We start from the raw sequence: 12,884 nt of genomic DNA, 5'->3' as shown, positions 1-12,884 counted from the left end.
CCGCGAGCGCGGGCCCGAGCAGCATCGTAAACGTGGCCGGCGGCGTGGCGGAAGTGCGAGCGGCGTGGCGGGGCGGCCCCGGTGCGGGGGTGGTGGGGGCGGTCCGTCCGGCTACTTGCCGGCGTCGTCCGAGGTGCCCCTGAGGACGTACACGGATCCGGACAGCGACCACGCCTGGCTCGTCATCGGAGGACCGCTCTCGTCGACGTCAGTGGCCGCGATGCGGTTCACGAGGAACAGACGCTCACCGGTCTGGACGGACTTCGTGAAGGCGAGTGCCTGGTCGTAGGAGCCGGTGACGGCGACGGTGACCGGGATCACCGTGAAGTCCGTACCCGTGATCGCCGCGTCGGTGAGCGGTGCGGGCGCGCTGGGGACGGCCGGAATGGCCGACGGGCTGCTGGTCGGGCTGGGGGTGGCACTCGGTGTCGCCGAGGGCGTCGCCGAGGACGCGTCCGACGGAGCAGCGGCGGCGGCCGGCGCTTCGTAGGGTGCGGCATCGCCGAGGGTGATCGTCGTGACGACGACCCCGGCAGCCGACGCGTAGCCGTCCAGCGCCTTGAGGAAGGGCGTCGTGTCCATGGCCGCGGGAACGGAAGCCCGCAGTGTCGCGAGTTCGGACTTCGTCGTGCTCAGCGAGTCGGCCGCCTTGGCCAACCGAGCGAGCTCCAGCTGGTTCGTCCGGTTCGTGCTGTCGATCGTCTCCTGCTGGGTGCCGTTGGCGGCAGCCTGAGCGAGCTGTGGCTGGACACCGAGGAACCACCCGCCGGCGAGCACGGCGACCGTCATCACGAGTGCGATGACGAGCGAGAGCTTGTTCTTGTTCATCAGTCGTCCGCCTTCGTGTACTTGCCGTCGTACGCGTCGGCGTCCAGGTTGACCTGCACCACCGCGCTGTACTCACCGGTGTCTGCGTTCAGGGAGATCGAGGCGATCGTCGAGTCGGCGTAGCCCGGGAGGGTGGACAGTCGGTCGTTCCAGTCCGGGACGGAGGGGATCGTCGCGGTTCGCAGGGTGAGCGAGAGTGTCGCGACCCGCTGGCCCTGGAGCGGGACACTCGACTGCTCGAAGGCCTGGGTCGGACTGGCGGAGTCGATCGTCATCGCCGAGATGCTGACGCCCTCGGGGAGCACCGCACGGATGCCGGACAGCGTCGAGTCCCAGTCGATCTCAGTCGACCCACCGACAGCCTGGGCGGACTGGAGGACCTTGGTGTCGGCCTCAGCGCTCCGCACCTCGGAGTAGCGCTGCTGCTGCGCGAGCAGGGACGACGTCGCCTCCTGCGCAGCGGAGAGGGACGAGGCGGAGTCGATCTGGCGGGCGATGGCAGCCCCGGTCGCGAGGACGACCACGGCGAGGGCCACGAGGACACCCATCCAGGCGCGTCGAGCTGTCGTCCGCTCCCGGCGATCGACGTGCACCTCGGTCGGCAACAGGTTGACACGGGGTTCCCGGATCGCCGACCCGGACACCGCTGGCCGCTTCTTCGGGACGCTCTGCCGCACGGGCGTGGACGCCGCGTCGCCGGATGGCCGCGCCCGCTTCGAGAAGGGCAGGGTCAACGGTCTGTTCTGCGCGCTGGTCATGCGGCTCTGCTCCCGACTGCGAGTCCGAAGGCGACACTGATCGCGTCGCCGTGGTCGGCGACGTCCTCCGGTCGGAGGGACCGTGCCGTCGCCACCCCCGTGAAGGCACTCCCGAGGTCGACCGGGAGGCGTGTCTGCTCTGCGAGGGCTTCGCGGAGACCGATGAGCCGTGCCCCGCCACCGACGAGGACGATCTGGCTGACCGGTTCAGACGGTCGGGTGTTCGCGAAGTAGTTGATCGTGTTCCGGAGGCTCGCGATGAGTTCACTGGCCGCGTCGTGGGTCGCCGCGACGGCACGCGCATCGTCGACCGTCCGACCGCCGGAGCCCAGGCCGAGGTGCCGCTTGACGGCCTCCGCCTGGTCGAACGGGATCTCGATCCGCCCTGACAGCGTCTTGGTGATGTCGTTCCCGCCACTCGGGATGATCCGCACGAACTGGGGGATGCCGTTCGTCGCGAGCACGACGCTGGTGGTGTCGGCCCCCAGCTGGACGAGCGCCACGGTTCCCGGACGTCCTTGTCGGCCGACCAGCACCCGCGTCAGGGCGAACGGGATGAGGTCCACACCGACCGGGTTCAGCCCGGCCAGTTGGACCGCGCGGACGTTCGCGAGGACGGCGTCCTTGATCGCGGCGATGAGCAAGCCGTGCACCACGGGGCCGTTCTCACTCTGGCTCTCGGAGGTCGGGTAGAAGTCGAGGATCGCGTCACCGACCGGCACGGGGAGCATGTCCTGCACCTGGAACGGCAAGCTCTCGCGGATCTGCGCGAGAGGCGCCTGCGGGACCGTGAGGTCGCGGGACAGGACACGCTGGTTGCCCATCCCGAGCACCACGTTCTTCGACCGGAACCGCCCGACGCTCCAGAGCTGCCGGAGCGCTGCCGCCACCGTGTTCGGTTCGAGGACCTCGCCGCGGCTGACGGCACCCTCCGGTGTCGGCACCTCGGCGAACCGGACCAGGGTCGGTCGCGCACGGTCCGCGTCAGCCACCTCGACGGCACGGATCGACGATCCGGCGATGTCGACGCCCACGATGCTCTTGCTCATGCTGCTGCTCTCGGTTCTGGTGTGGTTCGGTCGGGTCAGGGAGTCAGTGTCGAAGCGGTCAGGCGAGGCCCAGGAACCCCAGGTAGCCCTGCCAGAGCGGCGCTCCGAAGGCGATCCCGAGCCACGCTCCGACGAGCATCGACGGCCCGAAGGGGATCCCGCCCCGCCGCTGCACACGACCGAGCGCGAGGAGCACGATCGCGACCGTACCGCCGACGAGGAACGCGCCGAAAGCTCCCACTGCGAGGGGTCCCCATCCGAGGTACGCGAGCACGAGTCCGAGGACGACTGCCAACTTCACGTCGCCGAGCCCCATCCCGCCGGGCACGGCGAGAGCGAGGACCAGGTAGGCGCCCCCCAGGACGGCTGCGCCGATGAGACCACGCAGGAACGGGAAGAGGTCGCCGTCCGCGACGGAGGCGCCGAGGAGCACGACGACGAGCACGGCGGCAGCCGGGTACACGATCGCGTTCGGCAACGTGTGGGTGTCCAGGTCGATCAACGCCAGCGCGACGCTCGCGGCCATCAGGAAGAGGAGCCCGACGAACACGAGCACCGCCCCCGTGGTGTCCCGCGCGGTGGTGGTCGTCGCCGGGGACGCGACGACGGCGACCAGGGCGAAGAGCAGGCCGGTGCCCAGTTCGACAGCCGGGTAGCGCACCGAGATCGGCGCCCCGCAGTCACGGCAGCGACCGCGGAGGACCAACCACGACAGGACCGGGACGTTGTCCCGACGGCGGATGGCGTGGCCGCACTGCGGGCAGGCGCTCGCGGGGGCCACCACGGATCGGCCGGCGGGCACCCGGTAGACGACGACGTTGAGGAACGAACCGATGACGATGCCGAGGATCCCGCTGAAGACCACGACGAGCGGAGTGAGGTCCGTCGTGGCCGCGGTCATCGGCACACCCCGGTCGTGGTCGTGGCACACGAGCCGTCGGTCTTGTACGCGGACTGCACCTCGACCTGGGTCGTGACACCGTACGAGGTCGACACCGGCTGGAGGAACTTCGGCGGGGCCGTGGTGAGGAGGCGCTGGTCGTACACGTAGTTCTTGACGAATCCGGTGCCACCGGTCGTCGCGACTGCACCACGCCAGTTCTGTGCGATCGAGCCGATGACCTTGAGGACACCGAGCTGCGAACCGATGTCGTAGTTCTGGTTCCAGAACGTGCCCGCGTTGCTCGCGATCGCGGCACTGATGGTGATCTTGGCACCGTAGCCGCGGTTGAGGAGGCCGACTCCGCCGCTGGTGCAGCGCGAGTAGTCGACCGTTCCGAACGACGTCGGGTACGCGGAGCACTGCGCAGGGTTGTAGATCTCGACCGCGTTCTGTCCGACGAGGCCGAGGATGTCGTTCGTCGGGTCGCTGTACGTGATGTCCCCGGTGACCCAGATGGTCCCCGACGCGACCATCGTCATCGCGCCGGAGAACCCACCGCTCACGAAGAGGTCGCCGGCCGTGCAGGAGTACGTGTCCGACACCGAACCGGTGCGGTAGTTGTTCGCGGAACCGGTGTTGATCCACTCGTTCGTGGCCGGGAAGCCCTGACCGTTGCTGTAGGGCTGGTTCGACTTCGTCGACGCCTTCCCGCCCTGGACGGTGACCGCGGTTGAGCAGTACGTGTTCGAGTACTTCGACGGGATCGTGCCAGCCGGCCAGGTGTTCACGTTGTTCGCCGCCGACGGGATGTCCTGCACGTACATCAAGTTCGCGGGCAGGGTCGGGATGGTGGCACCCGCCGCGCTCTGCAGTGCGTCGATGGTCCCGCAGAGCGACGCCGCCTTCGCGATGTCGTCGCTCTTCGTGACCTCCCCGGTCGAGCTCGAGACCTTGACCTGCGTCGCCTTCGACCACGGCGACCACACCGTCATGTTCCCGTTCCCCAGGAAGGAGACACGGGTCGGACCGGTGTAGAGGCACCCCGGCCGCGGGACCGTCGCAGGGATGTCAGTACGGGTCTCCTGCGACATGTTGGAGTTCAGCGCGGGGAGCCCGAGGTAGGGCACGGTGGACGGCGCCCCACCCTTGAACACCCCGTTGCAGCCGCCGCCGGAGGACCGCACGGTGGCGTCGTGCTGTTCGACCGAGCTCGTGAACGTGGTCGAGCACGCCGCGGTGAACACGTCGTTCGTCCGGATCGGTCCGTTCAGGACGTCGCTGCCGGCGAACTGCACCGGCGAGCACTTGCCGCTGACAGCGGTCTGCCACTGGTACGCCGTCATGCACGACGACCCCGTGAGCGCAGGGTTCGACGACTCGTAGTTCGTGAAGTACAGGTAGTTGATGAACCCGTCCCCTTTGAGGTTCGCGACGAGGGAACGCACGCTCGCACCGGACTTCCCGGTGACGCGGACACGGAGGACGCCCTTCGCCGAGTAGTCCGAGTTGTCGACCTCGTAGCGGAAGGACTGGTCTGATGACCCGATCACCGGCGCCCACTGGGTCCCGGTGTTCGTGAAGGCGATGTTCGAGTCGTTGCCGGTGAACGAGGATCCGGTCGCCTTGCTGAACTGGGCGTTCGTGTTGCCGTACAACGCGTACCCGTTGTCGTTCGACAGCTTCGCCTGGTAGTCGGCGAGGCCTGCGTACGCGGCCGCCATGGCGTTCTGGAAGTTGCGGTCGGCGGCGGACTTCACAGCGCCGGAGGTCGAGACGGCGATCATCGTCGCGACGAGGAGCATCATCACCGTGCCGAAGATCAGCACGTTGGCGAGGACGACGCCGCGCTCGTCCTCGTGCGTCCGCCGGAGTGTCCGGATCAGCCGGCGGATCACGGCGTCGTTCCCACGGACGTGCCGTAGACGACGTTGAACAGGTAGAGGGTGTTCTGGAGGTGCGTGTTCGCCGGCTTGCCGGCCGTGGTCGATCCGAGTTCCAGGTTCACCTGCACCGCCCGGATGCTCCCGAGGCCGGTCGTCGGGACGATCCCGGACGCGGGAGCAGCCACGGCCTTCCCGTCGGCCCCGAGGTACGTGAAGAGCGCGTCCCCGTCACTGGTCGGGGACGCGATCGGCCCGCCGATCACCAGGCTCCTGGTCGGCGTCTGCGTGGGCGCCGGGAAGGAGTAGAAGCCGTTCGTCGCCGTGCCGTCCCACTGGTCGAACACGACCCGCTGAGCGCTGTTGAGCGAGTAACGGACGAGCACCGGCTTGTCCGTGGTGTTCCCGTCCAGGTTGATGAACGCGGTGAAGGTGAGCTTCGTCGGGGTCGCCTCGACGACGGCCGGCACGGACGACCCGTCGGCCTTCGGCAGCAGGCTGGCGGCGTGCACGTAGCGCGTGACGGAGTTCATGACGCTCGACGCGACCCGCGAGTTCTGGTCGGACGTCGAGTTCGTCGAGCCTGCTCGGAGCGTGGCCACGAAGAACCCGCCGACCGCGATGATGATGATGGAGGCGACGCTCATCGACACGAGGAGCTCACTGAGGCTGATGCCGGACTGACCGCGGTGCAGCCGTCGGAGGAACCGTGTCATCGGATCTGCCCCCGGGGGTCGAGAGTGAGGGTGTTGTCGTAGCTGATGATCACCAGGGCGGTCTTCCGGTTGACGGAACCGTTGGTGACGGGGGCGACGTTCGAGGCGTTCGAGGCGATCTCGTTCTTCGTCGTCGACCCGAAGGTGGTTCCGGACGAGATGGTCCACGTGCCGAACGGCAGTGCGATGGTGGCCACGTCGGCACCGGCGACCGGGAACTTCATCGTCATGCCCGCCGCGCACCCGGGGTCCCCGGGGCCGGGTGTCGACGACGAGACGGCGGTGAGGTAACGGCCCTTGACGCCCTTGACCGTGGCGACCCCCATCATCACCGGCGCATCCGAGGGGCTGCCCGCCGGCGCCGGTACCACCGCCGTGCCCACGCCGACGTTGCCCGTCGAGTTCGGGGTGGTCCACGACGCGGGGCTCGGACTCAGGCAGTTCTTCGTGCCGTCGAGGCTGTTCGAGTACGGACCGGCGAGGACGGTGTACCCCGACGTGAAGGGGAACACCGCCGCGGACGGGCTCGGGACCGTCGTCGAGGTGATCTGCACCGTCTTGCTGGTCGTGTCCCACGGCGACACGGGATCGAGACCGCCGACCGAGCTGGACAGCGTGGTCACCATGTTCGTCGGCACCGTGGCGTTGTACGTCGGTGCGTACTGGAAGCGCATCGTGCTCGCCCGGTCGTAGACGAACGGAACCGGTGCGCTGGCCCCGGCCGTGACCGAGATCGGCGACTGCTTCGAGGGTTGCTGCTGGTCGGTGTCGATGCCACCGGGCGTGTTCGCGGTGACCGTGTAGTCACCCTGCACGACGTTGACCGCGTAGGAGCAGCCCTGCGCGTCCGTGGGCAGCGGGCTCTTCGTCAGCGCCGACCCCGTCCCGCCCCCGACGGGCGTGACGCTGATGGTGACACCGGGGTATGGCGCACCCGACGCATCGGCCACCGAGATGATGATCGTGCCGTAGCCGGGGTCGGTGACGGCGTCACTCGGAGCGATGGCGGAGGTGACGGACGTCGAGCTCGAGCCTCCGCGGGGATTCGGCCACGACACCGTCTCGACGACGCTCTTGTACGCGAGCTTGCCGTTGGACGTGCCGCACGCGCCGCTCGCGCCGTCACTCTGGACCCAGGACACCTTCCGGTCGACCTGGTACGTCAGCCCGCCGATGGTCGAGGAGTTGTCGTCACCGCGCGCGCTGACGACGTCGAAGATGCCGGTCGTCGTCGCCGCCGCGGTCTGGCGCAGCATGTCGATGTCCTGCGAGGCCAAAGCCACGGCGGTCTCGCGTCCACGGCTGGTCTGGGTGAGCTGGAGCGTGTTCGCGATGCCGTAGGCGATGCCGACGGACATGACGGCGAAGACCATCATCGCGACCATCACCTCGATGATGCTGCTGCCGGTCTCACGCTCGGTGGCGTCGACAGGGCGCAGGACGCGTCGTAGTCGCTGGATCATGGTCACCTCCTCCGCTCGTTCAGCTGGCGTGGTCCGCAAAAGGGCGGTCCGTCGTCCGACGAACCGCCCTTCACGTCGTTGCTACGGTCAGCAGGAAGCGACCGGCGCAGCTGCGTCCGTGTCACTCAGCTGGAATGCCTTCGAGGTGGCTCCAACGGCACAGATCGTGAACGAGGAGCCCGTCGCGGCCGGCTTGTAGGTGAACTTCGTGTCGGCGCTCTTGGTCCAGCCGTAGGGCTGCATCGTCGCCGGCGCGTCGAACTCCGTGTTGGTCGGCAGCTTGCCGTTCTTGTCGGTCTGGAACGCGATGACCGAGGTCTTCGCGTTGGCCAGGTCGGACTTGACCGAGGCGTCCTTCGCGTTGTTCTGCACGTTGAGGTACACGGGGATCGCGATCGCGGCGAGGATGCCGATGATGATCACGACGACCAGGAGTTCGATCAGGGTGAAGCCCTTCTCGTTCTCGTTGAGGAGACCCTTGCGGCGAGCGTCAAGCTTGCCCATGAGACGGAAGTACATTGTTTTTCCTTCATCCGGGAAATGGTGGGGTGGTGCGGTTCCGGCTTGTGCTCGTCGCCGGCCATCAGCGTATTGGGCGCATTTCCCGGTCGGAATCCCGAGAACGGGGGTCATTGCCGCAGGGAAACACCCCCAGAATCGGGGACAGAAAGCATCGCCTCACCCCCGTCGAGGGGGTGCGGCGATTGAGTTCGCCTCAGTGCACCAGTGACGTGATCTGGAAGATCGGGAGGTACAGCGCGATGATCATGCCGCCGACCACGACGCCGAGGAAGGCGATGAGGAGGGGTTCGATCAGCGAGGTCAGCGCCTCCGTGGTGGACTCCACCTCCGAGTCGTAGAACACGGCGATCTTCTCGAGCATGGTCTCCAGCGATCCGGCGTCTTCACCGACCGCGACCATCTGCGCCACCATCGTCGGGAAAACTTTCTCCTGCGCCAGCGGTTCCGCGATGGATTCGCCTTTCCGCACGCTTTCGGAAACGCGGTCGAGGGCTTTCTGTACGACGAAGTTGTTCGACACTTCACCGACGATCTTCAAGGCCTGCAGAATAGGCACGCCCGCACCGATCATGTTCGAGAAGTTCCGCGCGAACCGAGCGATGACGATCTTCTTCGTCAATGAACCGAAGATCGGCAGACGCAGCATGATCGGATCGCGGAATGCGCGGAAACGTTCGGTGTTCTTGTTCGCCCGGTACCAGAACCACCCGACGGCGATGACGACGGCGAGCACCGGCGCACCCCACCGCATCGCGTGCGACAGCTGCACGAGGATCATCGTCGGCAGCGGCAGCTGGCCGCCGAGGCTCGAGAACATGTCCTGGAAGATCGGCACGATGAACACGAGCATGATCACGACGGATGCCAGCGACATGCAGAGCACCACGACCGGGTAGGTCATCGCCGACTTGATCGTCGACCGGAGCTTGTGCTCCTTCTCGAAGTTCGTCGCGATCGAGTCCATGGCCTGGTCGAGGAACCCACCGGTCTCCCCCGCGCGGATCATGTTGATCATGATCGGCGGGAAGTCGACCGGGTACTTGCCGACGGCATCGGAGAACGAGACACCCTGCTCGACCTCGTCGCGCACCTTGCTGAGGATGACCTTGAGCTTCTTGTTCTCGGTCTGGTCCGCCAGGATGCTCAGCGTCTTCAGCAGCGACAACCCCGACGACAACATCGTCGACGCCTGCCGCGACATGATCGCCAGGTCCTTGAGCCCGACGCCCTTCTCGAAGCCCGGGATCTTGATCTCGGTCTGCAGCCCCGTGCCGGCCTTCGCCTCGGTGATGGCGATCGGCGAGACGCCCATGCCGCGCAGGCGCTGGACGACGGCGCCTTCGGACGCGGCGTCGACGCGGCCCTTGACGAGCTTCCCCGCGCCGTCCCGTCCGCGGTAGTCGAATGCGAGGGACATCAGTAGCCTCCGGAGAACTTGTCGCCGAAGTCGATCCCACTCGCGGCGATGGCGTCGGCGGACGCGTCGGACGGGGACTCGACGCGCTGCACCAGTCGGTCGAAGCCCTCGAGGTCGTGCACCTTCTCGAGCGCCGCCTTGCGGGTGATGGTGCCGACGTTGACGAGTTCCGCCAGGTCCTGGTCCATCGTGTGCATGCCCGCGTCGCGCCCGGCCTGCATGGCCGAGGTGATCTGGTACGTCTTGCCCTCACGGATGAGGTTGCCGATGGCGGGCGTCGTCTTCATGATCTCGGTGGACACGATGCGGCCGGTGCCGTTGGCCTTGGGGACGAGGGTCTGGCAGACGACACCTTCGAGGGTGGCGGCGAGCTGGGTGCGGATCTGGCCCTGCTGGTGCGGCGGGAACACGTCGATGACGCGGTCGATGGTGCCGGGAGCGCTCTGCGTGTGCAGGGTGGCGAACACCAGGTGGCCGGTCTCGGCGGCGGTGAGGGCGACGGAGATCGTCTCGAGGTCGCGGAGCTCGCCGATGAGGATGACGTCCGGGTCCTGGCGCAGCACGTGCTTCAACGCGCGGGCGAAGGACTGCGTGTCCGCGCCGACCTCGCGCTGGTTGATGATCGCCTTCTTGTGCTCGTGCATGAACTCGATCGGGTCCTCGACCGTCACGATGTGGTCGGCCCGGGTCTCGTTGACCAGGTCGATGAGCGCGGCGAGGGTGGTGGACTTGCCGGATCCGGTCGGGCCGGTGACGAGCACGAGGCCGCGCGGCAGCTTGGCGAACTCCCCCACGTGCTCGGGGATGCCGAGTTGCTTGAGGGTCTTGATCTTCGTGGGGATGATGCGGAAGGCCGCGCCCCAGTTGCCGCGCTGCTGGTAGTAGTTCACGCGGAAGCGGAACTCGGGCGACAGCGAGTACGCGAAGTCGAGTTCCTGTTCCTGGTCGAACTGCGCCGCCTGTTCGGCGGACATCAGGGTCTTGAGGGCTGCGATGACCTTGTTGCGCGCCCACGGGCCTCCCGGCACGGCGGGACGGAGCGAGCCGTCGACGCGGACCGTGGGCGGCGCGTCGGCGGTGACGTGCAGGTCGGACGCACCCTGGTAGACGACCTGGGCGAGTGCGGTGACGAGGTCGGCGTCGGCGTCTTCCCGCGCGTGGCGCGTGAAGTTGATCTCGGCGCTGCCGGACGGCGCGGCCATCGGCACCGGCGGTGCGGTGACGGCCTGGAGGCTCGTGGTCACGACCGCGGGCACGACCGGCAGCCGTTCGGTCGCCTGGTACCCGAGGGCGGAGTCCGGTGCGTAGCCGTAGCTCGCGGTCGAGGGCGGCACCGCCGCGGGCGGGGTGGCCGGCACAGCGTACGGCTGGGCGACCGGGACGGCGACGGGTGCGCCGCTCGGGGCACCCCAGCCGGCGAGGTCGTCGCTCAGGTCGTAGACGGGGGTGGCCGGCACCGCGGGTGCGGCGCCTGCGTCCGGGGTGCCGGGTTCGGCGGGTTGCACGGGGTGCTGCTGCACGACGTGCTGCTGCGCGGCCTGCGCCAGGCGTGCGGCCCGGCGGCCACCGACCTCCAGGCCGGGCGTCCCGGGGTGCCAACCGTCGACGGGCTCGTCGTCGGCAGGGGTCAGGTCGTACACGGAGTCCGTCATCTGTCCGTCCTCCACGCCTACGCGACCACGCGCAGGATCTCGTCGACGCTCGTCAGCCCGAGCTTGACCTTCTCCCACCCGTCCATGCGGAGGGTGAGCATGCCCTGCTCCTGGGCGACGCGGCTGATCTCGGCGCTCGAGGCCCGGGACACCGCGAGGCGCTCGATCTCCTCGGACACGGTCATGACCTCGTGCAGGGCGATGCGGCCGCGGTACCCGGTGTTCGAGCAGACGGAGCAGCCGATCGGCGCGAAGAAGTCCGGCACCTCGGCGGCGGCGCTGTCGAGGAACCCGAGGGCGTGCAGCTGCTCGGCTTCGTAGAACGCGGGGGCCTTGCACCGGTCGCAGAGCTTGCGGGCCAGACGCTGGGCGACCACGCAGTCGAGTGCGGACCCGACGAGGAACGGTTCGATGTCCATCTCGGTGAGCCGGGTGATCGCGGACGGGGCGTCGTTGGTGTGCAGGGTGGAGAGCACGAGGTGGCCGGTCAGCGACGCCTCGATCGCGATCTGGGCGGTCTCGTGGTCACGGATCTCACCGAGCAGGACGACGTCGGGGTCGGAGCGGAGGATGCTGCGGAGCGCCGATGCGAAGGTCAGTCCGGCCTTCGGGTTGACCTGCACCTGGTTGACACCCGCCATCCGGTACTCGACCGGGTCCTCGACCGTGATGACGTTGATCTCGGGCTTCGCGACCGCGTTCAGGGTCGTGTAGAGCGTGGTCGACTTGCCGGAACCGGTGGGGCCGGTGACCAGGATCATGCCGTACGGCTTCGAGTAGGAGCGCTGGTAGGCAGCGGCGTTCCGGTCGAGCAGGTTGAGGTCCTTCAGCGTCAACGACGTGTTCGTGTTGTCGAGGATGCGCATGACGACCTTCTCGCCCCACACCGTCGGCAGCGTCGCGACGCGGAGGTCGATCTGTCGGCCGCCGTGCCGGACGGACATCCGGCCGTCCTGGGGCTTCCGCCGCTCGGCGATGTCGATGTCGCTCATGATCTTGAGCCGGCTGATGACGCCGTTCTGGATGTTCTTGGGCGCCGGGGTCATCTCGTGCAGGACACCGTCGATGCGGTAGCGGACCCGGACCTCGTGCTCGCCGGGCTCGATGTGGATGTCGGACGCGTGGTCCTGGATCGCCTGCGAGACCAGCAGGTTGACGAAGCGGACGATCGGGACGTCGTCGAGCGAGCCGTCACCGATGTCGGCCTGGTGCTCGGTGGTCCGTGCTTCTTCTTCGAGCGACGAGGTGAGGTCGTTGAGCTCGTCGTCGGCCCGCAGGTACCGGTCGAACGCCGACAGCAGGTCCCGTTCGTCCACCTGCAGCGGCTTGATCGGCCGGCCGGACGCCGTGCGGGCGTCGTCGATCGCCAGGACGTTCGCCGGGTTCACCATGGCGAGCACGAGGGTCTCGCCCTCGAACCCGATGCCGAGTACCGCGTGCCGGCGACACAGCGGCGCGGGGAGCACCGAGACGGCCGTGCCGTCCACCGGGTAGTCGGTCAGCGGGACCGTCTTGGAGTTGTGGGACGCCGCACGCGCGGTGATGTACTGCGCCTCGCTCACGACGCCCTGCTCGACGAGTGAGCGGATCGCCTGCTCGTCGACGTCTTCGTGACCGGTCATCGCGTCGAGGTACTCGATCGGGAGGGCGCCGTTGAGGATCAGGATCTCGGACAGGGTTGCCATGTGCCCTGTACCTCCTTGCTTGCGCGCGCGA

11 protein-coding genes are annotated in these 12,884 nt (G+C 68.0%); all 11 read right to left on the bottom strand.

Annotated elements, in window-relative coordinates; all coding sequences use genetic code 11:
- Positions 1 to 111: 111 nt before the first annotated feature.
- Complete coding sequence (locus QCD68_RS06250) at positions 112 to 828, bottom strand: hypothetical protein (protein ID WP_301222421.1); 717 nt, start codon at positions 826 to 828, stop codon at positions 112 to 114.
- On the bottom strand, positions 828 to 1,586 hold the full coding sequence (locus QCD68_RS06245; RefSeq protein WP_301222420.1) for a hypothetical protein: 759 nt from the start codon (positions 1,584 to 1,586) through the stop codon (positions 828 to 830). The genes QCD68_RS06250 and QCD68_RS06245 overlap by 1 nt, the downstream gene beginning before the upstream one ends.
- Positions 1,583 to 2,635 (bottom strand): type IV pilus assembly protein PilM, encoded by a 1,053-nt coding sequence (gene pilM, locus QCD68_RS06240; RefSeq protein WP_301222419.1) that lies wholly within the window; start codon positions 2,633 to 2,635, stop codon positions 1,583 to 1,585. Before pilM ends, QCD68_RS06245 begins: the two co-directional genes overlap by 4 nt.
- Positions 2,636 to 2,693: 58 nt before the next feature.
- The gene (locus QCD68_RS06235; RefSeq protein ID WP_301222418.1) at positions 2,694 to 3,536 is read right to left on the bottom strand and encodes a prepilin peptidase; all 843 of its coding nucleotides are present in this window, start codon (positions 3,534 to 3,536) and stop codon (positions 2,694 to 2,696) included.
- Positions 3,533 to 5,413 (bottom strand): hypothetical protein, encoded by a 1,881-nt coding sequence (locus QCD68_RS06230; RefSeq protein WP_301222417.1) that lies wholly within the window; start codon positions 5,411 to 5,413, stop codon positions 3,533 to 3,535. Before QCD68_RS06230 ends, QCD68_RS06235 begins: the two co-directional genes overlap by 4 nt.
- Complete coding sequence (locus tag QCD68_RS06225) at positions 5,410 to 6,114, bottom strand: PulJ/GspJ family protein (RefSeq protein WP_290157735.1); 705 nt, start codon at positions 6,112 to 6,114, stop codon at positions 5,410 to 5,412. The genes QCD68_RS06230 and QCD68_RS06225 overlap by 4 nt, the downstream gene beginning before the upstream one ends.
- The gene (locus QCD68_RS06220) at positions 6,111 to 7,577 is read right to left on the bottom strand and encodes a carboxypeptidase-like regulatory domain-containing protein (RefSeq protein ID WP_290157734.1); all 1,467 of its coding nucleotides are present in this window, start codon (positions 7,575 to 7,577) and stop codon (positions 6,111 to 6,113) included. Before QCD68_RS06220 ends, QCD68_RS06225 begins: the two co-directional genes overlap by 4 nt.
- 87 nt (positions 7,578 to 7,664) lie before the next feature.
- Entirely contained in the window at positions 7,665 to 8,096 is a 432-nt protein-coding gene (locus QCD68_RS06215) for a type II secretion system protein (protein ID WP_301222416.1), read from the bottom strand.
- A 196-nt stretch (positions 8,097 to 8,292) separates the two neighbouring features.
- Positions 8,293 to 9,516, bottom strand: coding sequence for a type II secretion system F family protein (locus QCD68_RS06210; RefSeq protein WP_301222415.1), 1,224 nt, complete (start codon positions 9,514 to 9,516; stop codon positions 8,293 to 8,295).
- Positions 9,516 to 11,168, bottom strand: coding sequence for a type IV pilus twitching motility protein PilT (locus QCD68_RS06205; RefSeq protein ID WP_301222414.1), 1,653 nt, complete (start codon positions 11,166 to 11,168; stop codon positions 9,516 to 9,518). Before QCD68_RS06205 ends, QCD68_RS06210 begins: the two co-directional genes overlap by 1 nt.
- A 17-nt stretch (positions 11,169 to 11,185) precedes the next feature.
- Complete coding sequence (locus QCD68_RS06200) at positions 11,186 to 12,853, bottom strand: GspE/PulE family protein (protein WP_111073953.1); 1,668 nt, start codon at positions 12,851 to 12,853, stop codon at positions 11,186 to 11,188.
- Between the last annotated feature and the right edge of the window lie 31 nt (positions 12,854 to 12,884).

The sequence above is a fragment of the Curtobacterium sp. PsM8 genome, assembly GCF_030433875.1.
Lineage (GTDB): Bacteria > Actinomycetota > Actinomycetes > Actinomycetales > Microbacteriaceae > Curtobacterium.
This window is presented reverse-complemented; position numbering and strand designations above follow the sequence as displayed.